We start from the raw sequence: 25,766 nt of genomic DNA, 5'->3' as shown, positions 1-25,766 counted from the left end.
GTTGGCATTGCATTTGGTTAAGCCTTAGCGTCTGCCCCGATCAGTATAAAGCCGAAACAGGGGTCCAATTGGTAAAATGATAGATATTCTAAACAGTCTTATCGACCGCCTGTCCGACATGGTGTTCTACAAGACCCATATATTCGGCATTGATATTGAACTGGTGGTGCTCTGGCTGGCCGTCCCGATGTTGTTCTTTACCGCCTATCTGGGGTTCATCAACCTCCGCGGAATGGGCGCGGGTTTCCGGGCATTACAAGGAAAATTCACCAGCCCTAACCAACCGGGTAACATGTCGCCCTTCGCAGCGCTCACCACTGCCTTATCGGGTACCGTCGGCCTGGGCAATATTGCTGGCGTTGCCATCGCCTTGTCCACCGGCGGCCCTGGTGCGGCCTTCTGGATGTTCATCATTGGCTGGGTTGCTATGACCCTGAAATGTGCAGAGGTGACGCTGGGCCTCAAATATCGTGAAGTGCAGCCCAATGGTGATGTCCGCGGCGGGCCAATGTATACGCTGAAAAACGGCCTCGCAGCCAAGGGCTTTGCGAAAATCGGCCTGATCATCGGCGGGATCTATGCGTTTCTCGCCCTGTTTGGCGCGATCCCGCTGATCCAGGTCAACCAAAGCTATGCGCAGGTGGCCCATGTCACCGGTTTCACGGAACCATTGATCTACGGCATCATCATGGCTGCTCTCGTTGGCTTGGTGGTAATTAACGGCGTTGGCTGGCTCGCACGCGTAACTGCATCCGTCGTACCCGCCATGGGCCTCGTTTATCTTGGCGGGGTGTTCGCGATACTGGCCATTAATTTCGAGCAAGTTCCAGCTGCCATCGGGCTGATTATCTCCGATGCCTTCACCGGCGAGGCCGCGGCAGGCGGCGCTATCGGTGCTTTTGTTGTTGGCATGCGACGTGCGGTTTACTCATCGGAAGCCGGTATCGGTTCCGCGGTCATCGCCCATACGCAGGCGCGCACCGACGAACCGGCCTCAGAAGGTCTGGTGGCCTTGCTGGAGCCGTTTGTTGATACGGTGGTCATCTGTTCACTGGGTGCCATCGCCATGGTCGTTGCGGGCACCTATATCGGGGATGTCGAGGGCATAGAAATCACCTCTGCCGCCTTTGCAACGGTAGCGGACTGGTTCCCTTATCTGCTGGCGGTGGCGGTTTTCCTGTTCGGGTTCTCGACGCTTTGCGCCTGGGGCTTCTATGGTCAGCAGGCCTGGTGCTACCTGTTCGGGCATAGCAAGGCAGCGATTTGGTCTTACAAGTTTGTCTATGTTATATGTTTGCCGATCGGTGCGATGTTGGAATTGGGGCAAGTCATCAAGCTGGTCGATAGCGCCTTTTTCTTGATGGCTATTCCCAATATCATCGCGCTCTACATTTTCGCACCGGAAATCAGACGAGAGATTTTCGGCTATCTGGACAAACAGAAACTGAGTCAGAGGAACCCGCCAAATGAAGTATCGCAAACTCGGTAAGGAACTGGAAGTATCAGCGCTTGGCCTGGGCTGCATGCCGATGTTCGGTATTGGCAGCGGCATGTATGGTCAGGCTGATATGGCCGAAAGTCTGGCAACCCTTGACCGTGCGATAGAATTGGGCGTGACCTTCTTTGACACGGCCGAAGTTTATGGGCCTTATAAGAATGAAGAGCTGCTCGGCCAGGCGATCAAAGGCCGCCGGGAACGTCTGGTCATCGCTACCAAATTCGGATTCGATCTGACCGATATGCCGAATATCGGGACGGACTCCTCCCCTGCCAATGTACACCGCGCCTGCGATGCTTCTCTGCAGCGGCTGGGTATTGATGTGATCGATCTATTCTACCAGCATCGCGTTGATCCCAATGTTCCGATCGAGGATACGGTCGGCGCGATGGCTGAACTCGTTCAGGCCGGCAAGGTGCGCTATCTCGGCCTGTCAGAGGCCGGAGCCGATACGATCAAGCGCGCGCATGCCGTGCACCCCATCGCGGCTCTGCAATCCGAATACTCTCTGTGGGAGCGCAGTATTGAAGAGGAAATCCTGCCGATATGTCAGGATTTGAACATCGGCTTCGTGCCCTATAGTCCCCTGGGGCGCGGTTTTCTGACCGGACAGATTGCCAGTCGCGATGATCTTGATGCAGATGACTATCGTCTGCGTGATCCGCGATATTCGGAGGAAAATTTCGACCAAAATTTGAAGATGGTCGATGTCGTCAAACAGGTTGCTGGCCGCCATGGCGCCTCTTCTGCACAAGTGGCCCTGGCTTGGCTGTTGGCCCAGGGTGACTTCATTGTCCCGATCCCCGGCTCCAAGCGCCGCGCGACGCTGGAGGATAGCATGGCGGCAGTGGACGTGAACCTGACGGATGCCGATCTGGACGAGCTCGAGAAAGCGGCACCGATTGGAGGCACGTCTGGTCCACGCTATGGCGAGGCAATGATGGCCATGGTCCGGCTTTGACCGGCTACCTTGGCGATACCTCGTGGTGCTTTCCTACAAGCATCCTGCTATAGTATGACGGATGCGGCATTTCTCGGTTTTGAATATTGCGTTCATGTTTCACCATCGACCTATTCAGGTCGACTGATGACATGTGAACTTTGGGCTATTTCCGAAAAGTCACACTGATTTTCTAGTTGCAAACAGGGCAAGAAGTGCACGTGTGATTTGTGTGAACTTTGGGTGGATAATCGATGCTTCTCAGATTTCTCTCGCGCGAAGGCACGAAGCCACGAAGAAAATAGACCAGCATTCTACCACATCATCCCTGCAGAAGATGAGGTTATGACATATACAGGAAATATAATCCTTATAAATCAGATATTTAAATTCATCGAGATACAATAATGCTCTTCGTGGCTTCGCGCCTTCGCGCGAGACAACACCCTGTGAACCGTGTGAACTTTGAACCCAGATGCCTAGCGGTCATAAGCCTTTGGCAAAGCACCCGGAGCAGGATTGCGATAGCGTTCGCGCAAGCGTTCTTGACGGTTGGAAAGCGATTGCTCAACACCGTCGATAAAAACGCTCTCGACCTGTGTGGAAAGCTCCAGTGGATCACCGGTCCAGATCACCACATCACCCTTGCGACCGGCCTTGAGAGATCCAAGCCGCGCGCCCATACCCATGATTTCAGCCGGTTTTGAGCTGATCGCAGCAAATGCCTCGTCCCAAGTCAGGCCGGTTGCACGCGGTACCTTGTTCAGTGCGACAAGATTTCCCGCATATTGCATGGAATAACGCAACTGGTGGGCATCGCGATCATTGATCATGCCGATTGCCACGGTGACACCAGCATCTTTCATGCGGCCGATATTCGACTGTGTCGCCGCCAGATCTTCAAAACTATAAGGCAGATCACTCAATGCCGAAGCCAAGACCGGAACTTTTGCGGCAGCAATCTCATTCGCCACGCGCCATCCTTCATTGGCACCGACCAGCACCAGCTTCAGCGATGGAAAATCCTTGCGCAGATCAAGTACCTTCAAAATATCATTGGCACTTTCGGCATGAACCAACAGGCGGGTGTTGCCATTGATCACTGGCAGTAAAGCCTTGGCATCAGATGCCTTCATCAGATCGCTGTCGAACAGCGACGGATTGCGCGCATAGGTGCGTGCCTCGTTCAACATGGCGCGGAACAGGATATGAGCCGCAGCACGGCTGCCCCCTGCTCTGCGATGGCCGGTCTCACCCAATTCAACAAATTGGAAAGCCCGCGCCTTGGTAATCGGATCGCTGTCCTGTCCCAGATCCACTATCGCGCCATAGCCACCGAATATGGAATTGCCTGTGCCAGGAGAGACGACCGCCCGTGTAACACCGGCCGCACGGTTTACCGCGACCGGGGCAGCAAATGGATTGACCGCATATTGGACATCAAGCGCCGCAGAAAAAACCGAGTCCGCTGCCCGCGTATCATTGGTCGCACGAACAGCGCCCACTTCAACCAAGCCAACACGGCTGAAGCCAGCAAAAACGCCCGGCGTCACCCATTTACCCGCCGCATCAATACGGCGTGCATCGGCCGGTATATTGACGTTGATTCCAGCCGCAACCACACGGCCATTGCGCAGCACCACAGTGGCATCATCCATCGGTGGGCTGCCATCACCAACAACAACTTTGCCGCCAGTAATCGCGATCGTTTGGGCCGCGGCAGGCGCTGCCATAAGAGCGAGAGAGGAGGCGAATATTGTCGCTAAATGCTTCATTTCACATCTCCTTCACCTGGTTGCCCGAGCTCAAAATCGCTCACCGGGCGGCGGCTTGGATCATTCGCGTCGTAAAGCATTGCACCATCTATCCAGACTTTTTCCGGACGGGAATAGACGCTGAGTGGATTGTCATTCCACAACACGACATCAGCCATCTTACCCGGTTTCAGACTGCCCGTCTGATCGGCAATGCCCATCGCTTTGGCTGCGTTGTAGGTGATCCACTGGATGGCCTGGGCGTCGCTAATCTCTATCCCCATTGCCCGGCCATCGGCGAGCGCCTTGGAGGCTTCCTGATTGAGCCGTTGGATCTGATTTTCATCGTCGGAATGGATCACGACGCAGGCACCAGCTTGCTGCAACAGAGCGGCGTTTTCCGGGATCGCGTCATAGGCTTCCATCTTGAAGCCCCACCAGTCTGCCCAGATCGCGGAACAAATGCCCTCTTTAGCCAGAATATCAGCGATTTTATAGCTTTCGACAGCATGGTGAAATGCGGTCACTTTATAGCCAAATTCCTTGGACATATCGATGATTTGATTGAGTTCGTCTGCACGATAGCAATGGTTGTGCACCAGGATGTCGCCATCCAGCACTCCGGCCAGGGTTTCCATAGCCAGATCACGCTTCGGCGGCTTCGCACCGCGCTGTTTTTTCCGGTAATCTTGGGCCTTGATCCACGTCTGGCGCGTCAGGGACAGACTACCCATGCGAGTGGATGGCTTGCGGTTCCGTCCACCATAGACCCGCTTCGGGTTCTCGCCGCAGGCCATTTTCATACCATAGGGCGCGCCAGGAAACTTCATCGCCTGCACGGTTCGCGCGGGCACATTCTTAAGCGTCACGGCCCGTCCACCAAATAAATTGGCCGAGCCGGGAAGGATTTGCAGAGACGTTATCCCGCCATTGGCCAGAGCCCTCGAGAAACCGGGATCCTGTGGCCAGACGCTGTGTTCGGCCCAAACCTCTGGCGTGACCGGTGATGTCGCTTCATTGCCATCACTATGCGCCGCGACACTGGGTGTCGGATAGTCACCCAAATGGCTGTGAATGTCGATGATACCCGGCGTCACATATTTGCCGGTCGCATCAATGATTGTGCTGTCCGTTGGTATTGCGGATTCCGGGCCACCGACTGACACGATCTTGCCGGCGGACATGAAGATCACACCATTGTCGATCCGCTGTCCTTCACCGTCAAATATCGTTGCACCAGTGATAACGATATTGTCGGAAGGATAAGGCTTGTAAGTGGAAGGAAAGGCTATCTTGGCGGCACTTTTGCTCGCACTGCCTGCCGATGCGCTGGCTGTCTCCGTTTCAGCAGCGGTGGCTGCACAGCCCGCAACCAGCGTTCCGGCAGCAACAACTGCCAGCAAAGCCTTCCATTCCATAATCAACCTCTAAGCTATAATTGATCCATTCAAGATTTTGTCGTCGGATGAATGCCGGCAGCCGCTGGTTCACCGAACTCACTTTGGCCTTCAAGATCGTCGCCAACATTGTCGTCTTGCAGCGTATCCAGATGCATCAGTTTCTTAATCAGTGGTGAGATTAACAACACCACAATACCAACGATAACCGCAGACCAGCCGACAGTCGAATATACATCGAGTACGACTTGCTTGCCAGCTTCTTGACCTACGCCTTCTGCACCGGTCGCTGAGGCGATCAGCCCAGCAGCAAAGTTACCAGTGGCGGAAGCAAAGAACCAAGTACCCATGATCAGGCTCGCCATATGCGCAGGGGCGAGCCGGTTCATCGCCGACAAGCCAACTGGAGACAAGCAAAGCTCACCGGTAGTGTGCAATAGATAAATAAGAAAAATAAATATCACCGGAGTGGCATTTTCCAATCCAACTGATTGCGCACCCCAAACGAGCACAAGAAAGCCTAGCCCAACCTGCACAACACCCAGTCCGAATTTGAAAGGAGCAGAAGGCTCTTTCCCTTTCCGGCCTAGAACAGTCCAAACCGTGGCGAAAACGGGTGCCAGCAGAATTATATATATCGCATTAATGGACTGGAAGGTCGACGCTGGAACACCAGCACGATCAACATGCCTGTCCGTGAATAAGTTAAGCGAAGAGCCAGCCTGTTCGAACAATGCCCAAAAAATGATCGATGTCACGATTAGGAACATCGCCGCGAAAATCCGGTCCCGCTCTTCCGAGGACAATTTGGATACCGCAGTATACAGAACGTAGAGCACAAGCCCGCCGCCGAAAACACCCAGCACATAACCGACCAGATCCTGATACTGGATCGCTAGCCAGCAGATCCCAACCATGGCGAAACCAGCGATATACATCCACCATTCCAACTTGAGACCAGCCACAGGTTGTTTCAATTTTTCTGGATCAGTTGGTTCACCACGACCAAGAAGCAGAGGCTTGCCCCAGATAAACACGAGAAGGCCGAGCAGCATGCCGATCCCTGCGAGACCAAAACCATAGGCCCAACCATAGGTTTCGCCAATATAACCACAAAGCAGAGAACCCAGAGCTGCGCCAAGGTTAATTCCCATGTAAAAGATCGTGTAGGCACCATCGCGACGGACATCAGTTCGTGGATATAGCTGTCCAACAATAACCGAGATATTGGCCTTCAAGAAGCCGGAGCCGACAATGATCAGAGCTAGAGCAAGCCAGAAAACACTTATGACTGGGTTATCGACATGGCCAACTGCAGCATCGCCTTCGAAGGCCATGAAAAAATGCCCGAGAGTGAGGAGCACCGCTCCAAAGAGCACAGCTTTTCGCTGTCCTAGATATTTGTCGGCTAAATAACCACCGACCACCGGAGTGATATAAACCAACGCAGTGTAGGCACCGTAAATGATTCCGGATTCACTGTCTGAAAATAGCCAGTGTTTCGTAAGATAGAAAATGAGCAACGCCCGCATGCCATAATAGGAAAAACGCTCCCACATTTCGGCAAAAAACAGGACAAATAGACCTTTGGGATGTCCAAGGAATGTTCCTTTCGCATCTCCGGATTCTTGATACACACTAGCCATTACAACGGCCTCCCCGATATTGCTGCGAGCCGTCCATTGCGACCCTATCGAACCGCACCCTAGTCAAAAAATGTCGTGTGTGAAGCATATTGTTACGTCTGTGACCAGTTTATGATCAAAATGCCGCTTGTAATCCTGCCCGACTGATACGAGATGAAAACTATGCTCAATGATCGCTCCAGCCTAACAAATTATCTGTCATCCCGCCGTTCCGGCCGACCACGCAACATGATTGCACCAGGCCCTAGCGACCAGCAGATCGAAGATATTGTTGCAACCGCCCTTCGAACGCCTGACCATGGAAAACTGGCGCCCTGGCGCGTCGTTCAAGTGGACAACGACCAACGCCAATTGCTGGTTGCGGAACTTAAAAAGGCCTATCTTGCGGAAAAGCCTGACGCGGGGCGTCTGGAATTAGAAGCCCTGGAGTTGATGGCGAACCAGGCACCAGCACTGCTCGTAATTCTCTTTTCTCCCGTAACATCGACGAAAATCCCGCGCTGGGAACAAGAGCTTAGTTGCGGTGCCTTTTGCATGAATCTCCTCCACGCTATCCATGCCTCAAACTTCGTTGGCGGTTGGATTACCGGTTGGCCTTCCTACAATGATGATGTCCGGGATCTTTTCGGAAAGGCACCCGAACGTATCGCCGGCTTCATGTTCGCTGGTACCGCAGATGGTGAGCTAGCGGAACGCCCACGCCCAGAACTTGCGAGCATATTATCGAAATGGAAAAGTGATTCACGGGCAGACTGATTTCAATTTATACTAAATCCCAGAAAATTCAGACTTATCCCTTGCCTGCGTCGCTGTATTATGGCAGTGATGCAGTATGAATAACACAAGCAAACCAGTCTACTTGAAATTGCGGGATATTATTTCCGAATCAATTCTTGATGGCGAATATGATGAGGGCGATATGTTGCCCTCTGTTCGCGCTTTTGCGGTTGAGCAAGGCGCCAACCCTTTAACGGTCGCAAAAGCCTATCAGGGCTTTCAGGAAGACGGTCTGGTTACGGTAAAACGCGGCGTTGGTATGTTCGTCGCTACCGGAGCAAAAACAAAGTTGCGGGAAGCGCAACGTGCTGATTTTATTAAAAATGTATGGCCTCCGGTAGAACGCCAAATGAAGCGGCTCGATATCAAGCTTGATGAGTTGCTGGAAAATAACGCCTGAACCCATTTCAGGATTTTTCAGAAGATCTGTTCTGTTCCGCCAATATAATGGCCTTCGAAAGGCTGCGGCGATAGTTTGCGTTTTCTGGAGCGATAGCCACTGCTTTTTCAATCAAATCAATCGCATCCTCGCTTCTGGAACTGTCAGCCAAAAGCGCCAAGCCATAGAGATGACAAACGACAGGGCTTGATGGCTGAACACGATAGGCAATACGCCCAGAATCTATGGCTTTCTGCGTTTCGCCCAAGCCGGTATAGGCCTGCGCTAATCCTGCCATGATCAGCGCATCATTATCACCAATGCGCGCCCGCAAATTCTCCAATATATATTGCGCAACCGCCCAGTTTTCTGTCTCAAGGTGGCCATAGGCCATCCAACGTAAGCCAGCGATATTGCTGGGATTATAGCTTAAATATTCCGCGAGAATTTCACCGGACCTCTGCATCTCACCCTTCGCGCGGAGAATATCTACCATGCGAAGCATAACCGGTTCCGAAAAACGAATTTGCCGCGCTTTTTCAAGTGCTGCCAAGGCTGCATCATGGTTCCGCAGCGCCTTCGCCGTATCTGCGACCAATATATGAGCATCACTTGCGCCCGCATTTCTCGCTTGCAGCTGTTTGGCCTTCTCAAACGCTTGGCCAAATTCTCCTCTGTTATAGAGCGCGCGAATATAGGGTATCACAGCGCGGGCATTATCTGGTTTCCGGTCAGCTTCCGCCCTCAATATCTCGATCGAAACACCCGATTTAAAAGCCGTCTTCGAGCCTGATTGATGGCGGGCAGCTCGGTTAAACAACCCGGTCGCCACTCGCCTTTTTCCTTGCGCCTCCAAGGCACGACCGCTCAGCCAAAGCGCATAAGGGTCAGCGCCACTGCTATTGACTTGGGAACGTAGTGTTTCAACAACATCATCGGCATCGCCTGCCATGTACAAAGACTGAGCCAGCAAGTTCTGCGCTTGCCTGTTGTTCGGTTGAAGCGAAACCAGTCGTGTAAATTTGTCAACCGCAACATTATAATTGGCTTGCCCATGTTCGATAATACCCTGGACCAGCATGGCTGCTGGGACATCATCGAGTTGCCCTTCCGTTTTCTGCATCAACCTGCGCGCCAAATCATATTTGCCGGCGCGCGCTGCCAACACAGACTGCATGAAAAAAGCGCGCGCGTTTTTCCCGTCTAATGAGATAATTTTTCTGACGACGGTCAACATGTCAGTCATCCGCCCCATGTCACCCAAGGTGGCAGCATATTCTGTCAACAACGGCACATTATTGGGATCAATTTGCAACCCTCGCTCAAACCACGGCAATGCCGCGCCAAGGCCGAATTGAAAACGCAAAAGCTCTCCGCGATATTGGAGTGCACGAATATTATTGGGCTGAAGAGCCACCGCCTCTTCAACGGCTGCAATCGCTCCCGCCTGATTACCGGATTCCGCTCGAAAACGTGCAATATCAACCCAAAGATCTCCATCTTTGGGATCCAATGTAATAGCATGGTCAAATGCTCGGGAGGCCAATGCAGCATCGCCAGTCTGCGAAGCCATACGCCCGGTTATGCGAGCAGCATAAGCCTGATGTTGGATTGGTATATCACCCGCAAAAAGCTGCTCTTTAGCCCTGCTCCAATTTCCTTGAAGTTGGAAAGCATGACCATAAAGATGGCGTATTTTCGATGGCTCAAGCCCAAGGTCCAAGGCGCGCTCTATCTCCGCCTGCGCGCCAATACCATCAGACAGTCTGAGCAAGACTTCGGCCTGTAATATCCGCGCATCGATCCACTGTGGGTCTGCTTTGATGGCGTTTAGCAGTTCGATACGTGCCGATCTGATATCACCATTGGCCTGATATGCGCGTGCCTTGTCAAAAGCCCCACGCGCTTCCTCGTTAGTTTCGTTAGCAGCATGAATTGCAGACGACAGGCCAATCGCTGACACTGTCAGCAGCCCTGCCGAGGCCCAAAGCCTCAGCTTGCGCCGTCGCACATTCCATGACTGCGACGTCATCGCCTTAGCTGGCCTGTTGTAAATTATATTGCTTCAGCAGATCATATAGCGTCGGCCGACTAATCCCAAGCAGCTTAGCCGCATTTGAGATATTGCCATCTGTTTGCGATATGGCCCGGATAATAGCTGCGCGATCCGCAGACTCTCGTGCTGCTTTCAGATTCAGCAGATCGATGGGTTCGTCGTCGCTAATCTCCAAATCGAGATCCTTTGCCGCAATCATCTTACCCTCTGCCATGATCACCGCCCGTTTGATGCGGTTCTCCAGTTCTCTTACATTGCCCGGCCACTTCCAAGCTTCCAGCGCGGCCAGTGCATCGGGTGCTATACCTTTGACGGCCGGATTGATTTCTTCGGCAAATTTCTTCTGGAAATGACGGGCCAGCAAACTGGCATCGCCTGATCTTTCAGACAGCGCCGGTATCTTGATAACTATCTCCGCCAGGCGATAATATAAATCTTCCCGGAAGCTGTTTTCAGCAATCATTTCGTCAAGGTTCTGATGCGTTGCACAGACGATACGGGTGTCGACAGCAATCGCCTTGCGCCCGCCAATACGTTCAATGACCCGCTCTTGTATGAAGCGAAGCAATTTGACCTGAAGCGGAAGCGGGATATCCCCCACTTCATCCAGAAACAATGTTCCGCCATTGGCCTGTTCAATCTTGCCTTCGGTTGTCTTTATGGCACCAGTGAAAGCCCCTTTTTCATGACCGAACAGTTCCGATTCCAACAAGTTCTCCGGGATGGCAGCACAATTTATGGCAACAAAGGCTTTGTCTCTTCGATCGCTTGAGTCATGTAGGCCCCTCGCGAGCAATTCTTTCCCCGTGCCGCTAGCCCCCAGCAACATTACAGAAGCATTGGTATTGGCAACACGCTCAATCATCTGTGCGACCTTCAGCATTTCGGGCGCCCCTGTAATGATCTGCCCCAGCACCTGGTGATTACTGCCGTGTTTCTCAGAAAGTGCTGAGTTCTCAAGCTCCAGCTTGCGGACATGGAAAGCGCGGCGGACAATCAATCCCAATTCATCAATATCAACTGGCTTTTGATAAAAATCCCACGCTCCACTGGCAATTGCTCTGAGCGCGCTATCTTTCTCTCCATGGCCCGAAGCAACAATGATTTTTGTATCCGGTTTCAAGCTCAATATTGCATCCATGGTCGCGAAACCCTCTGTCGTGCCATCTGGATCCGGTGGCAACCCTAAGTCCAGCGTTACGACATCAGGCTCCTCAGCACGCAGCATGTTGATCGCGGTTTCCCGATCACCCGCAATGATGACCTCAAAATCCTCATAGGCCCATTTTAACTGTTTTTGCAGTCCTGGATCATCTTCAACGATCAGAAGTTTTTCCATCGGCTTGTTACCTTTGTCAGCCATGCTACGCGGCCCTTTCATCTGCTAATTCACTCTCGGACAACTTGCTCGCCAGCGGCAATATCAAGGTAAAGCGACTGCCCGATCCCTCTTTGCTCTCAACCTCTAAACGTCCGCCCATTGCTATCGCCAACGAGCGTGCTTCAAATGCACCAATTCCAAATCCGCCATCCTTGCTCGATGCAAAAGGCTTGAAAAGCTGACTGCGAATAAACTCGCTCGACATACCTTCCCCGCGATCCAGCACTTCGATGGCGACGCTCAAATCGCGGCGCCGTGCGTTTAATATTATCGGTTGACCTTCGGAACTTGCATCAATTGCGTTTTGGATGAGATGCCCCAATATCTGATCCACGCGCGCTGGGTCTGCCATCGCCGTCAGATCTTCAATCTGGGTGCTTTCAATCGCATGAAGCAACCGCTTTTTCTCAATAATTGACTGCAACAACGCCGCAACCTTGACTGGCTTTGGCTCTTCGGGCTTGGCCTTGTTATGTTGAGACAGTCGCTCCAACAATCCGTTCATTTTGTCTGCCGAATCTTGCAATGTCGCAATCATGTCGGTCTGAAATTCGGGATTATCAGCATGCCGTTTGGCGTTTCTGGCAAGAAGGCTCAGCTGACTGACAAGATTTTTAATGTCATGCATGATGAAGGCCATACGCCGGTTAAATTCCTCGAAACGTTGCGCTTCAGAGAGAGATTCCTGGCTTCGTGCCTCTGACAGATAGCTTGCAACCTGCCGCCCAACCACACGCAGCATATCAAGGTCTTCCCAATCCAGTGTCCGGTTCACCCGGGGCCTTGCCAATAATACTATCCCAGCCAAACGATCGAAATGGACCAGCGGGACAGCTGCCCACGTTTGCGGATCATTGGTCATCCACTCTGGAATAGCGCCAAGGTCGACTTCTTCGACTTGATCAGCTCGCAACGCGTCAAACTCAATAATATGTCCAGTCTCTTCAAAAAACGGGACAGTCCGTGATGTACAAGCCCGCGCGGGCACCTGAATTGTTTGCCAATTCCAACGTGATTGCAAAGTCAACCGACCAGAGTCATCGGGCATAAGCAATATTCCAGCTGGAGAATCCGTAATGTCGGCTATCGCTTTGACAACACGCTCATGGAAAGGCGCACTATCGCTTCCCGGGCGGCCAATCGTATCCGTAAATCTTATCCACTCGGATCGATAATCATATCGATGCTGGAAAAAATTCTTGGCCATTTTTACTTTAAACCAAGCTCGAAATTTTCCTGACGGTAACAGAACCAATGCTGCAACAGATGTACCAAAAAGAAAACTGATCTGGGCTAACCGCGCATAATCACCGCCAATGATCTCAAGCGCGGTCGCAATGATCACCATCATCAAAAGATAACCGCCGATAGCAACAAGGGACAAAGATCTAAATGCTACACTTCTGGACAATTTGATCGTCCACTCAGTATTGCGGATCGAAGCCAAGGCTAAAATTGGAGCAATACAAGCCATTGCCGGCCCGCGCATTGCAGTGAGTTCCACAGAGAATTGTTGTGTTAAATAGGTTATGGTGAAAAGGTTCAGATCATAGGTCCATATCGCTGCTAACGATGCCATAGGCAGCCTGATGCCCCAACGCGTTTCCGGAGCCGAAATGGAATAAAGATTATGCACCAGGACAAGTGCGCCCACGGCAAATAGCATTCGGAGAACTAGTGCCGTATAAGCGGCCATGCTCAAAAGGCGCGGACTGCCAGAAAAAATGGGTATGAGGGAATCCACGACTATTTGACTGACCAAGACTAGCGCCAATGCGACATAAATTGCCTTCACTGCTATCGGTTCATCACGCCCTTCTCCATTTCGAAGCAGGACAAACATAAACAATAGCCAGCCCATGTTCCTGACAGACTCGCTGAAGTTTGAGATCGGCGAGAATGCGCCTTCAACAGAGACTGTAAGTGCCCAAAAGCTGGTTAGTGCCAACGCTATAATAAGCGTCATTTGCATCTTATTACGATCAGTTTGACGTTGGAATTGCCAAATTGTCAGCGCGGCAAAAAGTGCAGCAGCCAAACCGTGCCCGAAAAAGCTGACTTCTGTTAAAATCGCGAACATCTTAGCGCGCCCCCTCAGGCCACAGAACAACCCGAATGGTTTGCAGCAAAATTAATATGTCGAGAAACGGGGTATAGTTTTTGGCGTAATAAAGATCATATTCAAGCTTGTGACGACTATCTTCTATCGACGCACCATAGGGATAATTAATCTGAGCCCAGCCTGTAATGCCAGGCTTCACCATGTGCCGTTCTGCATAATATGGCATTTTTGTTTGTAGATCGTCGACAAATTGTGGACGCTCGGGACGAGGACCAACAAAGCTCATTTCTCCCTTCAGAACACTCCAAGCCTGAGGCAATTCATCGATCCGGACCTTACGAATAAAATTGCCGATTTTCGTGATACGCGGATCATTTTCACTAGCCCAAACGGCTTTGCCCGCGATCTCAGCGTCAGCTCGCATGGAACGCAATTTCAGAATGCTGAATTTTTGACCGTAGAGCCCAACCCTTTCCTGCTTGAAAAAAGCACCGCCCTTGCTTTCCAATTTAATCAAGCCGGCAAAGATCAATATGATCGGGCCGGTCAGCAGCAGCAGTAAAAGGCTCAAAAAAATGTCAAAGCTTCTCTTAAAGACTGTCGAAATCCGGCGTCCTGATGAGAAGCCATCGGAAAAGATGAACCAGCTTGGGTTTACGCTGTCGAGGTCGACTCTTCCTGTTTCTCGCTCGAGAAAACTCGACATATCGTTGACATGAACACCGGTCGTTTTGATGGTCAGCAAATCGGCTACTGGTAAAGAGTTGCGTCGTTCTTCGAGCCCTAGAACAACTTCGCTGACTTCCAGGTCAATCACATGTTGCGGTAGGTTTGAAATGTCATTTCGCTTAACGGCAGTGTCCACGATGGCAGGGCCTTCGTTCATGTCCACAAAGCCGCAAACAACAAAACCACTTTCTGGTTTTCGTGACAGTTCAGCGATGCGATTTGCGCGAGGACCTGCGCCAAGAATGAGCAACCGACGTTTGAAAACATCGCTATCCAGAAACTTACCTAATATTATCCGAACGGCCATCAGCAGGAAAATTGAGAGCAACATCGCGTATAACGAGTTGGATCGCCACAAAGTGATACCGGGCAATATGAACGCCGTGATCGACAGGAAAATCACACCTAATGAGATCGCGACCAATATTCTGGCTGCCGCAAATCTCAATGATTGAAGCGCTTCGGTTCCGTATACACCAACTGCAACCAGCGCGATTTCGAGAGCCAGTGCAAAGCTCAAAATTGGTGCGGGGCGGTCGAATAACGAGCCAGCGGCCATACCGATCTGGTTGGCCCTAACGATCCAGCTGATTTCTGCGGCAAAAATCAACAAACATAGGTCCAGCAGCCCCAGAAAAAGGAGTGGATAAGGAATATAATGTTTGAATAGCCTGATCATTAATCCGCGAACTTTCCTATATGCTCGCTAGCGATAATCAGAATTGGTAAGTTGTCGGTTAATTTTACAGCATATTTGCCAAAAAATGCCATGATTTCATGGAAATTGTTCAATTTTCCGACAGATATTTGCTAGTCGGTGATGAAGCTGTATGGCACTACCCCCATCTCTCGCCCATCAAATTGTAATGCTCGGCTCTTTGGTGGTGCAGATCGTTGTGCGCATTGCGGACGAGTGCATGCTGGACATCCCAATCCGATCTGATCAGCATTTTCCAGAGACAGATCAACCCCCTGCGCATCGAATAAAGCAGATGCAAGCTCTGCAGAGACGCCCAACCCAATCACAAATTCGGCCGTAAATCCGCCTTTTCCCGCCCCAACACCTTGAACAGCGCGAGACATCGTAAACCAACTTGATCCGTCTTCCAAAGCAACCAGTTGTGACTGTATCTCTAGCGGCCGTTCGAATGCTTGGTGGATATGCCACAATGGACATCGATTGAGGCTTTCTGCCAGCGCTGCATTGCTGGCCCCCGCGAAGCGTTTTGAAACCAGTCCTGATCTGTCTATTCTTATCATAAAGAACGGCAATCCCCGCGCACCGATACGTTGCAGGGTCGTGAGGCGATGCGCGACCTGTTCAAAGCTGGCACCGAAGCGCCTTTGCAATATCGACAGTTGATAGCCGGTCTGTTCACATGCCTTTAGAAAACGCGCATATGGCATTATCAGCGCCGCCGCAAAATAGCCCGACAAGTGCCGATGGTATAAGTTCTTCGCAGCATTATCTTGAAAATCAGCGCCTGAAATCAATGCCTTGATCTCTGACCGGGCTTCTATTTCAGCGAGCAAGACGGCAGCCTGAAACGTGCGAGACGCTGGGTCTAGCATCTCCGACAGTTGCAATTGTCGTGCATGCAAATCCAATCGCCTCAGCAACTCTGGCATTACGGTTTCCGGAAGTATCCTTACAGTCAGCTGATGCTTTACCCGAAGCCGGTCCGTAATCGCGCCATAGAGATCTGCTGTCCCCAGGCGCAATTCATCTGCCAGAGACTCTGCCATGGCATCAAGATCAGCAAAATGGTTCCGCCACCGCTCGATTTCTTTACGCACAAGCTGAGTGGGATCGAGCGTTTCTTGGCTAACGCCATTGTGATTGGCTGATTGATTGTCAAAAACTCGTACGAAGGCTTCCACGGTATTGGGTGCCATGGCTAACCAATCATCCAATTCAGACCGGTCGATCGAAAGGTCCTCAAAGATCGGATCGGCAAGACGTCTGCTTATTCCGTCCAATCCTCCCCCAGGTTCGTCGGTAACCAACTGACGGGGATCGAAATCAAAACGGTCCGCGAGCAGGAGCATCAATCGCGCACTCAAAGGGCGCTGATTTCGCTCGATCAGATTAAGATAACTGGCTGAGATACCAAGAGAATCAGCCAATGCTGCCTGAGTCATTCCAGCAGCGCGCCGTAAGCGTTTAATCGAAGCCCCAGCAAAGAGTTTTCTTTCAACCATGATCAAAGTCTTATGTAAATATATTTACAAATTTACAACATAAATCAGTGTTTCTGCACAAATTTACACAAATAATTGTAAATTTCTGTAGCGGTGACGTCAGGAGATGGATAGCCAGATAAAAAAGCGCATCAAGATATTAGGCGAATTCACAAACAGTTTCCTGGGGAGGAAAATCTATCCGTCGGAACCTTGCCGTTCCGACGGATTTTTTGTGCATCCGGAAAATCTCGTATGTAAGCCTTTTTTAATCCAACGTCGTTAAGAATATCAGCAAGTTTAATGCAGTTGGATATCCCAGATGATCAAACAAGCACTTCTTTTTGTCGTTTCAACGGGCGTTCTGATTTATTTCGTAACGCCGGTTGCTGACGACAAACAAAATCAGCCGACGGTTCAGGAAGCATCCAAGCCCAAACCTGCTACTCAGTCGACCACGCCTGACTATTGGGGTGATGAAGGCGATGATGACGATACCGAAAACGAAGGGGAGGAATTTGTTTTTGGTCAGCCGGTAGTTTATTCGGAAGAAGAAGAAGAAGAGGAAGACTATCAACCCGTTCCTCCCGCATCATCTATTGCAACCAATCAACGCACCAGCGTCCGTCGAGCAGCTGCTTCTGATAGTCCGAAATCCGGCCGACTTGGCAGCAAAGAAAACCCTATCGACCTGACCCCACCTGGCGGTCGACAAAAAAGCTAGCGCCAATCTGCTAAGACTGGGGCGGTGTTGAACCAACTGATGCGATAAACTGTCGCGATGATCGCATGGTTCGCTAACTGCAACGCTTCATCACATAGTTATCCGGTTCAATCGTAAGGACAAACTGATCATTGTCGGATATCAAAACCGGCCCCTCCATCTGGAAACGACCGCCCTGCTCGCCGGTTTCTTCATCCACAGCCAGATCAGTCAGACTCAGCGTCAATTGACCCTCGCCCCATTGCCACGTTCCGGTCAAATCTTCCGAAATAAAATTCCCGCCGGTGAGCAGGGTCCAGTTGGTCGGTTGATCACATGTCTCTTCTGCAAAGGCCCAGCGCCCTTCAAAATAGGATGGATCAACCGCATCGCCCAACCCTGACGGCTGAACATTCGCCAACAGCAAAACACCCGCAAAAATAACCGGTATCATGCCCTTCGCGGATTTCACCGGTTCAACCGCCCTTCTTCATCAGATCAAGCGCCGCGGCGGTGAGTGCCTCTGCACCGGTCGCCACGACCTTTTCAGCATCCGGTGCCCAGAGCGGGCTGTGAAGCGACGGTAATTTCCTGCCTTCTTTCTTGGCTGCCTGAAATTCCTCCATCGGCACGCCGCCCACCCAGAAAATCATGCTTTTTATGGACTCATCTGCCCGACGATAACGGCTGAAGTCTTCCCCGCCCATGACCGGTTTTGATTCAACGACCCGGTCCTTGCCGAAGCGCGCCTCAAAAAGCTTAGCCATCTCGCGCGTAAACTCGGGGCTGTTATAAGTCGAAGGCGTAAATTCATCCTCCCGTATCTTGACAACCGGCATTCTGTCTTTTGGCAGGCCAGCCGTCGCCGCTTCCCCTTCGACAATACGCTTGATCCCGTCGAGCAGCTTGGCGCGGGTTTCGTCGGAATAGCTGCGCACGGTGAGCAGCAGGTTCGCCTCGTCTGGAATGATATTATGCTTGTAACCGGCCTGGAAGCTGCCAACCGTCACCACCGCCGGATCCTGCGGATCAATTTCCCGGCTGACCAGCGTTTGCAGGGCACCGACAATGCGCGACGCAACCACGATAGGGTCCTTGGTCGTGTGCGGATAGGCACCGTGACCGCCCACGCCTTTCACTTCAATGTCCACACTATCGACATTGGCCAGCGCATAGCCCGGCGAATAGCCGATATAGCCAGCGGGGGCGCCAGCGGCATCATGAAAGGCCATGACATAATCCGGTTTGGGGAAACGGGTATAAAGCCCGTCCTCCAGCATCGCCTTGGCCCCCTCCCCGGTTTCCTCGGCAGGCTGAAGGATCATCACCAGCGTGCCGGACCAGTCATCCTTGCGCGCGACCAGTTGACGCGCGGTTCCGACCCAGCCGGTCATATGCGTATCATGGCCGCACGCATGCATCACACCGGTATCATTGCCCTCGCGCGTCTTGGCGCGCACTTTTGACGCAAATGGCAGCCCGGTTTTTTCGACCAGCGGCAAAGCATCCATATCCGCCCGGATCATCACCGTTGGACCATCTCCATTTTCCATCACTGCGACCACGCCAGTGCCGCCGACTTTTTCGGTCACATCAAAACCAAGCCGCTTGGCCTCGGTCGCCAGCTTAGCCGCAGTCTGGACCTCTTCACCACTTAATTCCGGATTGGCATGCAGATTGCGGTAAATTTCCATCAGGGACGGCAAGTCCGCTGTGATCGCATCTCTCAGCGGATCAGCCTGTGCTGGCGTACAAAGCAAAACAGAACCGGCCGCAACCAAGGCGGCTTTCGAAATCAAACGCATCATTTTCCCCGAGCTATGTCAATAATTTGCGAACCTAACTGCTGAAACAGCAATTGTCAGGTCCAAAATTATTCTGGGATCGGAGTAAGTTCCATCACGTTCACCACGGATTCGTAATAGGGGTAGGGGAAAACCATGCGCCAGCGTTTTGAACCAATCCGTTGAACCACGGCGGCCTGATCCCGCTTTTCTGTTTTTCCGTAGGATACGGCTTTGTCTTCATAGCCATAGAATGACGTACCCAGATAGATGGAATGGCGCGAACCTGCTTCATATAACCAACCTGCCGTCCGCTGAGAGCCGGTCAGTTTGGTAAAATGGCGCCGATCCCCATCAACGGTGACCCGGCATCGAAAAGCCGGATAGGCTATATAGGGCAAGCCGCCGCTGGCATCGCCATCCAATTTGGTCACCGAACAGGAATAAAGGCCCGCCGGAATCTTGCTGTCCGGCAATGCGGCCTCTTCTTCAAATAGTGGCTTTCGGGCGTCAAGCTTGCTCTCCTCACCGCCCTCAGCAGCACCGGTACGTCCTTTCCGTAATGCCCCTTGCCAGTCATCCAGTCGTTTTTCATCCGCCTGCGTCGCCATCTCCCGCCACTGCGATTCCGGATGCGCATTGTCTTTGGCAGCTGCTGTCGGCGACAGCCCGGCGGACGCCAGCATAGCGACTATGACATTCCGGCGTATGCCGGTCATTGCGCCGTCCACCCGCCATCGATGGAAAGGTTCGCGCCAGTGATCGCGCTTGCTTCCTCTTTGCAGAGGAAGACCGCCAGCGCAGCAATCTGGTCGATCTGGACAAATTGCTTGGTCGGTTGCCCGGCCAGCAGCACATCATTCATCACCTGCTCGCGCGTCATGTTCCGTGCCTTCATCGTGTCGGGTATCTGGTTTTCCACCAGCGGCGTCCACGCATAGCCGGGGGAGATCGTATTGACCGTGATCCCCTGCTGCGCGACTTCCAGCGCGACGGTCTTGCTGAAACCCGCAATCGCATGTTTCGCCGCATTATAGGCGGACTTATAGGGGCTCGCGACCTTGCTGTGCATCGATCCGGTATTGATGATCCGGCCCCAGCCGCGTTCCTTCATCCCCGGCAAGACGGCCTTGGTGGTGTGGAAAGCGCTGTTGCAGATAATATCCATGATCGCGTTCCACTTCTCTTCGGGAAACTCATCCACCGGTGCCACATGCTGAATGCCGGCATTGTTGACGAGAATATCAACCTCGCCCAATTGCGCGGCACAGTCCGCGGCCATCTGGCGGATTTCCTCCGGCTTGGTCATATCGGCGTTGCTATAGGCGGCCTTTACGCCGCTCAGCTTTTCCAGTTCCTGACGCAGCGTTTCGATTTCAGCTTTATCGCCAAAGCCGTTGATCATGACCGCTGCCCCCTCGGCCGCCAGCGCCTTTGCATAGCCACCGCCAATGCCAGAGGTCGACCCCGTCACAAGAGCAGTCTTACCCTTCAGAAACATAGATTTTCTCCTTTGGGCGACCTTAAAACAGTGAGAAGTGACTGCAACGGCTTTTTGTAAAAGAATTGCGCGATGCTTGCGCTTTTGTCCGATTCAGGCGAGTTATATTTACACAGGAGAGAAGCCATGCGTTTAGATGATCTGGATCCCAGCAAAAATGCCCGTGACCATGGAAGCGGTGGCGGCCGCAGAGGATTTGGTGGCGGAGGAGGCGGCGGGCTTGGCCTGTTGCTCAGTTTTCTTCCGATGCTGCTCGGCCGGAAAATGGGCTGCGGGACAATCCTCCTGATCGGTGGCGCGGTGCTTGCCTTTATGTATTTTGGCGGAGGGGCCGGGATGATGACCGGTGGCGGTACAACCGCGGGCGGCTCCGGTGATGCCGTGGCCTATGATACTGAGGACGAACGTTTTGCCGGACAGGTCCTCGCCTTGACCGAGCAGACCTGGTCCAAATTATTTGCAGCCAATGGATCACGCTATCAGCCGACAACGATCAATTTTTATCAAGGCGGAGTCAGTTCCAACGGCTGCGGTTCAGCGAGTTCCGCCGCAGGGCCGTTTTACTGTCCGGCCGATCAGGGCATTTATCTCGACACATCCTTTTTCAACGAGCTGGAAACCAAATTGGGTGCGCGCGGCGATTTTGCCAAAGCCTATGTCATCGCTCATGAAGTCGGTCATCATATCCAGACGCTGACGGGCATTTCCAGTCAGGTCCGCCAGGCACAGGCGCGCGCCAGTCAGGCGGAGGGCAATGCGCTGCAGGTCCGGATGGAATTGCAGGCGGATTGCTATGCCGGCGTGTGGGCGGCGCAAAATGCCGATCGCATGGAACCCGGTGATGTTGAGGAAGGCCTGACCGCGGCGCATGCCATTGGTGATGATACGTTGATGCGCGGAGCCGGGCGGCGTCCGGTGGAGAGCATGTTCACCCATGGCACATCCGAACAGCGCATGGCGTGGCTCAAGAAAGGCATGCAAACCGGCGATCCGGCCGCATGCGATACATTCGCACGCGGCGCGGTTCGCTAGTCTGTTCGCCTAGGTTGCAGGCCCTCTCTGCAACGTCCGCGACCAATCGAGCCGGCGGGTAACAAACATCACCCCGGCCAGAGCGGCAAAGATCAGCAGGGATCCGATGAGCAGCGAGTAAGCCTCAAGGCTCAGCAGGATATAGATCACGCCATAGAGCGCGGCGAGCAATCCGCCGATGATCGAAGCCCTTCGCCAGCTCGACAGGACCGATGCGGCATAGGCCGTGATCAGCCCGATAATTCCTACCGATGCCACGACATAAGCGAGCGCGAAGCCGATAATCTCGGCAAAGGCGAGCAGCAGGATGAAGAACAGCACCAATGCCACCCCGACCAGAATATATTGCACCGACGAGATACGCACGCCGCCGATCAGGTCGAACAGCAGGAAGGCGACGAAGGTGAATCCGATGAACAGGAAGCCATATTTGGTGGCGCGGCTGACCTGATCATAAAGGTCAACAGGCTGGATCAGGTTCACGGTCACACTGGACGGACTGCCCGCGCCGCCGTCATAGGAACTGTAAGGCCGACTGCTGGCTTGCGGGTAAACTTGCTGCCCGGCCTGCGTGGATGTCAAAGAGCTGCCCAGCGCGAGGTTCGAGATGCCATATTTCGCAGTAAAACCGGCATCGCTCACTTCATTATCCGGCAGGAAACCTCCGGTAAAGCTGGGGTGCGGCCATTGGGACGTCACCGACCAGTTGGTCTGCCCCGCATCCGGCACCATCGTCAGGCTTTCGGTGCCGCGGAATTTCACATCAAAATTTACCGCCATTTCACCCTCTGCCAGCGCCGTGGCATCCAGCCAGGCAAAGAAGCCGGTATTGCCCGTCTCGCCCAGACCCTTGCCCGGCTGCAGCACCAGCGATTGGCCGTCCACGGTCAGCTTGTTATCTGCCGACAGGCCCCTGGCATCCGACAGGCCAAAGCGGATTTCGGCGCGGGCGAAATCAATATCCGCGCGGTCAATGCCGGACCGGTCAAAATCTTCCGGCAATTTGAATGACGCGGAACCGGTGACGTTGGTATTGTAGATCACCACTTCATAGATGGATCGGCTTTTAACCTCCGTCTGGATATCGCTGTCAAAACTCATGACCTCCGGCGAGACGTAGAGTTCGCGGGTCACAACATTGGTGCGAGTGACGGTTTTGCCGTCCTGCTCCACCGATTCCTGCACCTTGGCTTTGTACGGCAGTACGATTTTCGGTCCTGCAAACACCTGCTGACCACCCCAGCCCGTGACAATGGATTGCTCCGCCTGTTCACTCTGGTTCTGGCGGTCGTAAATGAGGAGCCAGCTGGCGAATAGCGGAATCGCCAGCAAAAAGCCCGTCAGCAGTACCAACAGGAACTTGGCTCCGGGCGATCGTTCCGGTCGCCGCGGTGATTGAATATCTTCGTCGGTTTCAGTCATAGTGAGTTTTCCCTCTAAATCCCTGTATTTGCTGGACCATCGCTCTTGCAAGCCACAGCCATTGCTCTAATCATAAACCCCAAGCTCTTCCATCCGAGCGACGAATCGAGGCTTACGTGCGACGAATTACCACAATTGCGGATTGCCATAACGTGAACGACTTTCGTTCTTTGGCCAAAAAGCGCCTGCCTTTCCCGATATTTGATTATATTGACGGCGCTGCCGATGACGAAGTCACTCGCCACCGCAACACCGCCGCTTATGAAGATTGCGACCTTATCCCCAATGTTCTCGCCGGTGTCGAAAATATCGATATGACGACCACTGCTATGGGACAGAAGCTCGCCATGCCGCTGTTCCTCTCTCCCACAGCGCTGCAACGCCTGTTCCACTGGCAAGGCGAACGCGGCGTGGCGCGGGCCGCGGAAAAATTCGGGACGTTTTTCGGCATCTCCTCCCTCGCCACGGTCAGCATCGAAGAAATCGGCGAACGCATCAGCACCCCCAAGATGTTCCAGCTCTATGTCCACAAGGACAAGGGCCTCAACAGATCGATGGTTGAACGGTGCAAAGCGGCAAAGTTCGATGCGATCACGCTGACGGTCGACACGATCGTCGGCGGCAATCGCGAACGCTGCCTGCGCTCTGGTTTTACCAGTCCGCCAAAGATCACACCGGCCAGTTTCCTGAGCTATGCCACCAAACCGGCCTGGGCGCTGAATTATATGTTTCGTGAGAATTTTGAGCTGTCCAACCTCAAGGACCATGTCGCGGAGGGCACCAATGTGGCGCTATCGGTGGCGGAATATTTCTCAACTATGCTCGACCAGTCACTCGACTGGAGCATGGCCGAAGATATCCGCAAAGACTGGGGCGGTGAATTTTGCCTGAAAGGAATCATGTCGGTTGAGGATGCCAAACGTGCGGTCGACATCGGCGCAACCGCAATCATGGTATCCAATCATGGCGGGCGGCAGCTGGACGGTTCCCGCGCGCCTTTCGACCAGCTTGCCGAAATTTGTGATGCAGTGGGGGACAAGATCGACGTCATTTGTGATGGCGGCATTACCCGCGGCAGCCATGTGCTGAAGGCGCTTAGCGTCGGTGCCAAAGCCTGTTCCGGCGGCCGACTTTACCTTTATGCGCTGGCGGCTGCAGGACAGGCAGGGGTTGAACGCAGCCTCGGCTTGCTGCAAGCTGAGATAGAACGAGACATGAAATTGATGGGCGTAACATCCTTGGATCAGCTGAACCGGGACAATTTACGCTATCGGGCTTGAACAGGAACAGGGAATTCATGATGCGAAACATGACGAAATTAGCAGCCGCCTGCACCACCATGGCCTTTCTGTTTTCGGCATCAGCTTTCGCGCAAAAAGCTGACCCGGATCGATCCGTGGGTGAACATGCCGAGGAAGCAGCCACTACGCCCGTCAGGGATGTAGGCCTGAAGAAAACCGAAATCCCTGCCAAGCTGATCGCCATTCAGGATGAGCCCTATTCGCTCGAAGGCCTGCGCCGCTGCTCCTCCTTGATCAAGGAGATTGAGGAACTGGATGCCGTACTGGCCCCGGACGTCAACGCAAAAGTCGACAAATCAAAAGCCGAAAAACGCGAAAAGACCGCTGGACGGGTGGCAGGAGGCCTGATCGGCGGCATCATTCCCTTCCGCGGAATTGTGCGCGAGATATCGGGTGCTGCGGGCGATGAACGCAAATATAATGCGGCGGTCTATGCCGGCGTGGTGCGACGCGGTTTTTTGAAAGGTGTTGGTTTGGAGCGAGGTTGCAAGGCCCCTGCCCGTCCATAGACTGCTGCAAGCGGGGCATAAAACAGGGGCGACTATGGAAGACAGGATATGCCCGTCAACAAGCCCTTGGCCGGCGCCCTTTGAGTTGGTCTTGGCACGTAATTTCCGTGGGATTTTAGACAGTTTCGGTCATCTGGCCGCCGCAACAAGCTATCCAATAGCTCCGCACATTATTGATGTTTACACCTCGTGGAATGGAACGTGCAAACACGACGTTGAAAGCAAATGCGAGGAGATTGCGCAACAGCGCGACGCCTAGCGAACGCAGACTCTGGTCCATGCTGAGCCAGTATCGTCCTCGATTCACCCGTCAGCTGGTTATCGATCCTTACATTGTTGATTTTGCGCATCGGAAGGCAAAGCTGATCGTTGAACTGGATGGCAGTCAACATGTTGATCAGGCGAATAAGGATCGAGAAAGGACAGTATATTTGGAGGCGCGGGGCTGGCGGGCCCTTAGATTCTGGAACAGTGAGGTGAATGAGAATGCTGAGGGTGTTGCGCAGAAGATATTGATGGTTGCAGCTGAACGGTTGGGTGGACGGGAGTTGAAGGCGGTGCCGCCGCGAAAGCGTCGGGTTAAACGAGAAGCCTGATCGACCCACCCCAGTGCGGCGGCAGTTTTGTCCCCCGGACAAAACCGAGAGCCGCTGCACTCCCCCCTGACCAGGGAGGGGAGTCATGGTGAGCCGCCAAACATCCCCCTCCCTCTCA

22 protein-coding genes are annotated in these 25,766 nt (G+C 53.0%); 9 read left to right on the top strand and 13 right to left on the bottom strand.

Annotated features, from left to right (window positions below; translation table 11 throughout):
- The first annotated feature begins 79 nt into the window (after positions 1–79).
- Complete coding sequence (locus BS29_RS07095) at positions 80–1,489, top strand: alanine/glycine:cation symporter family protein (protein WP_229956813.1); 1,410 nt, start codon at positions 80–82, stop codon at positions 1,487–1,489.
- Positions 1,467–2,459 (top strand): aldo/keto reductase, encoded by a 993-nt coding sequence (locus BS29_RS07090; RefSeq protein WP_229956502.1) that lies wholly within the window; start codon positions 1,467–1,469, stop codon positions 2,457–2,459. Before BS29_RS07095 ends, BS29_RS07090 begins: the two co-directional genes overlap by 23 nt.
- A gap of 458 nt (positions 2,460–2,917) precedes the next feature.
- On the opposite strand, the gene BS29_RS07085 is transcribed toward BS29_RS07090, so the two are convergent.
- The 3 genes from BS29_RS07085 to BS29_RS07075 are packed head-to-tail and all read right to left on the bottom strand — an operon-like array spanning position 2,918 to position 7,235.
- Positions 2,918–4,213, bottom strand: a complete 1,296-nt coding sequence (locus tag BS29_RS07085) for an amidohydrolase family protein (RefSeq protein ID WP_229956501.1) — start codon at positions 4,211–4,213, stop codon at positions 2,918–2,920.
- Positions 4,210–5,610 carry an amidohydrolase gene (locus BS29_RS07080; protein ID WP_229956500.1) on the bottom strand — a complete coding sequence of 467 codons (1,401 nt, stop codon included), beginning with the start codon at positions 5,608–5,610 and terminating at the stop codon, positions 4,210–4,212. Before BS29_RS07080 ends, BS29_RS07085 begins: the two co-directional genes overlap by 4 nt.
- Positions 5,611–5,639: 29 nt before the next feature.
- Positions 5,640–7,235: a peptide MFS transporter gene (locus tag BS29_RS07075; protein ID WP_229956499.1), complete on the bottom strand. Its 1,596-nt coding sequence runs from the start codon at positions 7,233–7,235 to the stop codon at positions 5,640–5,642.
- Positions 7,236–7,397: 162 nt separating this feature from the next.
- Here BS29_RS07075 and BS29_RS07070 point away from each other — a divergent pair, with 162 nt between their 5' ends.
- Positions 7,398–7,991: a nitroreductase family protein gene (locus BS29_RS07070; protein ID WP_229956812.1), complete on the top strand. Its 594-nt coding sequence runs from the start codon at positions 7,398–7,400 to the stop codon at positions 7,989–7,991.
- Between the two features lie 76 nt (positions 7,992–8,067).
- A complete protein-coding gene (locus tag BS29_RS07065) occupies positions 8,068–8,412 on the top strand; it encodes a GntR family transcriptional regulator (protein WP_229956498.1) in 345 nt (114 codons plus the stop codon).
- Between the two features lie 7 nt (positions 8,413–8,419).
- Here the strand turns inward: BS29_RS07065 and BS29_RS07060 are convergent, their stop codons facing one another.
- The 5 genes from BS29_RS07060 to BS29_RS07040 all read right to left on the bottom strand — a co-directional run bounded on the left by BS29_RS07060 (position 8,420) and on the right by BS29_RS07040 (position 16,821).
- Entirely contained in the window at positions 8,420–10,423 is a 2,004-nt protein-coding gene (locus BS29_RS07060) for a tetratricopeptide repeat protein (protein ID WP_229956497.1), read from the bottom strand.
- Between the two features lie 4 nt (positions 10,424–10,427).
- A complete protein-coding gene (gene prsR, locus BS29_RS07055) occupies positions 10,428–11,810 on the bottom strand; it encodes a PEP-CTERM-box response regulator transcription factor (protein ID WP_229956496.1) in 1,383 nt (460 codons plus the stop codon).
- Between the two features lies 1 nt (position 11,811).
- Positions 11,812–13,908: an XrtA/PEP-CTERM system histidine kinase PrsK gene (gene prsK, locus BS29_RS07050; protein WP_229956495.1), complete on the bottom strand. Its 2,097-nt coding sequence runs from the start codon at positions 13,906–13,908 to the stop codon at positions 11,812–11,814.
- A 1-nt stretch (position 13,909) separates the two neighbouring features.
- Positions 13,910–15,298 carry a TIGR03013 family XrtA/PEP-CTERM system glycosyltransferase gene (locus BS29_RS07045; RefSeq protein WP_229956494.1) on the bottom strand — a complete coding sequence of 463 codons (1,389 nt, stop codon included), beginning with the start codon at positions 15,296–15,298 and terminating at the stop codon, positions 13,910–13,912.
- A gap of 131 nt (positions 15,299–15,429) precedes the next feature.
- Positions 15,430–16,821: a helix-turn-helix domain-containing protein gene (locus BS29_RS07040; RefSeq protein WP_229956493.1), complete on the bottom strand. Its 1,392-nt coding sequence runs from the start codon at positions 16,819–16,821 to the stop codon at positions 15,430–15,432.
- 301 nt (positions 16,822–17,122) lie between these two features.
- On the opposite strand from BS29_RS07040, the gene BS29_RS07035 reads away from it, so the two are divergent.
- Positions 17,123–17,524 carry a hypothetical protein gene (locus BS29_RS07035; RefSeq protein WP_229956492.1) on the top strand — a complete coding sequence of 134 codons (402 nt, stop codon included), beginning with the start codon at positions 17,123–17,125 and terminating at the stop codon, positions 17,522–17,524.
- A 73-nt stretch (positions 17,525–17,597) separates the two neighbouring features.
- On the opposite strand, the gene BS29_RS07030 is transcribed toward BS29_RS07035, so the two are convergent.
- The 4 genes from BS29_RS07030 to BS29_RS07015 all read right to left on the bottom strand — a co-directional run bounded on the left by BS29_RS07030 (position 17,598) and on the right by BS29_RS07015 (position 20,788).
- Complete coding sequence (locus BS29_RS07030; protein ID WP_229956491.1) at positions 17,598–17,975, bottom strand: hypothetical protein; 378 nt, start codon at positions 17,973–17,975, stop codon at positions 17,598–17,600.
- A 4-nt stretch (positions 17,976–17,979) separates the two neighbouring features.
- Entirely contained in the window at positions 17,980–19,311 is a 1,332-nt protein-coding gene (locus BS29_RS07025) for an amidohydrolase (RefSeq protein WP_407673762.1), read from the bottom strand.
- A 65-nt stretch (positions 19,312–19,376) separates the two neighbouring features.
- On the bottom strand, positions 19,377–20,006 hold the full coding sequence (locus BS29_RS07020) for a DUF4893 domain-containing protein (protein ID WP_229956490.1): 630 nt from the start codon (positions 20,004–20,006) through the stop codon (positions 19,377–19,379).
- Positions 20,003–20,788 carry a 3-hydroxybutyrate dehydrogenase gene (locus tag BS29_RS07015; protein ID WP_229956489.1) on the bottom strand — a complete coding sequence of 262 codons (786 nt, stop codon included), beginning with the start codon at positions 20,786–20,788 and terminating at the stop codon, positions 20,003–20,005. Before BS29_RS07015 ends, BS29_RS07020 begins: the two co-directional genes overlap by 4 nt.
- Before the next feature lie 126 nt (positions 20,789–20,914).
- Here BS29_RS07015 and ypfJ point away from each other — a divergent pair, with 126 nt between their 5' ends.
- Positions 20,915–21,820 (top strand): KPN_02809 family neutral zinc metallopeptidase, encoded by a 906-nt coding sequence (gene ypfJ / locus BS29_RS07010; protein WP_229956488.1) that lies wholly within the window; start codon positions 20,915–20,917, stop codon positions 21,818–21,820.
- A 9-nt stretch (positions 21,821–21,829) separates the two neighbouring features.
- Here the strand turns inward: ypfJ and creD are convergent, their stop codons facing one another.
- On the bottom strand, positions 21,830–23,242 hold the full coding sequence (creD, locus tag BS29_RS07005; protein WP_229956487.1) for a cell envelope integrity protein CreD: 1,413 nt from the start codon (positions 23,240–23,242) through the stop codon (positions 21,830–21,832).
- A 152-nt stretch (positions 23,243–23,394) separates the two neighbouring features.
- On the opposite strand from creD, the gene BS29_RS07000 reads away from it, so the two are divergent.
- The 3 genes from BS29_RS07000 (at position 23,395) to BS29_RS06990 (ending at position 25,648) form a co-directional block, all read left to right on the top strand.
- Positions 23,395–24,522 carry an alpha-hydroxy acid oxidase gene (locus tag BS29_RS07000; RefSeq protein ID WP_229956486.1) on the top strand — a complete coding sequence of 376 codons (1,128 nt, stop codon included), beginning with the start codon at positions 23,395–23,397 and terminating at the stop codon, positions 24,520–24,522.
- A gap of 29 nt (positions 24,523–24,551) precedes the next feature.
- A complete protein-coding gene (locus BS29_RS06995; protein ID WP_229956485.1) occupies positions 24,552–25,052 on the top strand; it encodes a hypothetical protein in 501 nt (166 codons plus the stop codon).
- Positions 25,053–25,246: 194 nt separating this feature from the next.
- The gene (locus BS29_RS06990) at positions 25,247–25,648 is read left to right on the top strand and encodes an endonuclease domain-containing protein (RefSeq protein ID WP_229956484.1); all 402 of its coding nucleotides are present in this window, start codon (positions 25,247–25,249) and stop codon (positions 25,646–25,648) included.
- The last annotated feature ends 118 nt before the right edge of the window (positions 25,649–25,766 follow it).

The sequence above is a fragment of the Parasphingorhabdus litoris DSM 22379 genome, assembly GCF_020906275.1.
Lineage (GTDB): Bacteria > Pseudomonadota > Alphaproteobacteria > Sphingomonadales > Sphingomonadaceae > Parasphingorhabdus > Parasphingorhabdus litoris.
Note: the sequence above shows the minus strand (reverse complement) of the source record. Positions and strands in the feature narration are given on the sequence as shown.

Excerpts from the sequence above, each read along its gene's own strand:
- BS29_RS07090 (WP_229956502.1), top strand. The coding sequence starts at position 1,467 with ATGAAGTATCGCAAACTCGGTAAGGAACTGGAAGTATCAGCGCTTGGC.
- BS29_RS07085 (WP_229956501.1), bottom strand. The coding sequence starts at position 4,213 with ATGAAGCATTTAGCGACAATATTCGCCTCCTCTCTCGCTCTTATGGCA.
- BS29_RS07080 (WP_229956500.1), bottom strand. The coding sequence starts at position 5,610 with ATGGAATGGAAGGCTTTGCTGGCAGTTGTTGCTGCCGGAACGCTGGTT.
- BS29_RS07075 (WP_229956499.1), bottom strand. The coding sequence starts at position 7,235 with ATGGCTAGTGTGTATCAAGAATCCGGAGATGCGAAAGGAACATTCCTT.
- BS29_RS07070 (WP_229956812.1), top strand. The coding sequence starts at position 7,398 with ATGCTCAATGATCGCTCCAGCCTAACAAATTATCTGTCATCCCGCCGT.
- BS29_RS07065 (WP_229956498.1), top strand. The coding sequence starts at position 8,068 with ATGAATAACACAAGCAAACCAGTCTACTTGAAATTGCGGGATATTATT.
- BS29_RS07060 (WP_229956497.1), bottom strand. The coding sequence starts at position 10,423 with ATGACGTCGCAGTCATGGAATGTGCGACGGCGCAAGCTGAGGCTTTGG.
- prsR (WP_229956496.1), bottom strand. The coding sequence starts at position 11,810 with ATGGCTGACAAAGGTAACAAGCCGATGGAAAAACTTCTGATCGTTGAA.
- prsK (WP_229956495.1), bottom strand. The coding sequence starts at position 13,908 with ATGTTCGCGATTTTAACAGAAGTCAGCTTTTTCGGGCACGGTTTGGCT.
- BS29_RS07045 (WP_229956494.1), bottom strand. The coding sequence starts at position 15,298 with ATGATCAGGCTATTCAAACATTATATTCCTTATCCACTCCTTTTTCTG.
- BS29_RS07040 (WP_229956493.1), bottom strand. The coding sequence starts at position 16,821 with ATGGTTGAAAGAAAACTCTTTGCTGGGGCTTCGATTAAACGCTTACGG.
- BS29_RS07035 (WP_229956492.1), top strand. The coding sequence starts at position 17,123 with ATGATCAAACAAGCACTTCTTTTTGTCGTTTCAACGGGCGTTCTGATT.
- BS29_RS07025 (WP_407673762.1), bottom strand. The coding sequence starts at position 19,311 with ATGATGCGTTTGATTTCGAAAGCCGCCTTGGTTGCGGCCGGTTCTGTT.
- BS29_RS07020 (WP_229956490.1), bottom strand. The coding sequence starts at position 20,006 with ATGACCGGCATACGCCGGAATGTCATAGTCGCTATGCTGGCGTCCGCC.
- BS29_RS07015 (WP_229956489.1), bottom strand. The coding sequence starts at position 20,788 with ATGTTTCTGAAGGGTAAGACTGCTCTTGTGACGGGGTCGACCTCTGGC.
- ypfJ (WP_229956488.1), top strand. The coding sequence starts at position 20,915 with ATGCGTTTAGATGATCTGGATCCCAGCAAAAATGCCCGTGACCATGGA.
- creD (WP_229956487.1), bottom strand. The coding sequence starts at position 23,242 with ATGACTGAAACCGACGAAGATATTCAATCACCGCGGCGACCGGAACGA.
- BS29_RS06995 (WP_229956485.1), top strand. The coding sequence starts at position 24,552 with ATGACGAAATTAGCAGCCGCCTGCACCACCATGGCCTTTCTGTTTTCG.
- BS29_RS06990 (WP_229956484.1), top strand. The coding sequence starts at position 25,247 with ATGGAACGTGCAAACACGACGTTGAAAGCAAATGCGAGGAGATTGCGC.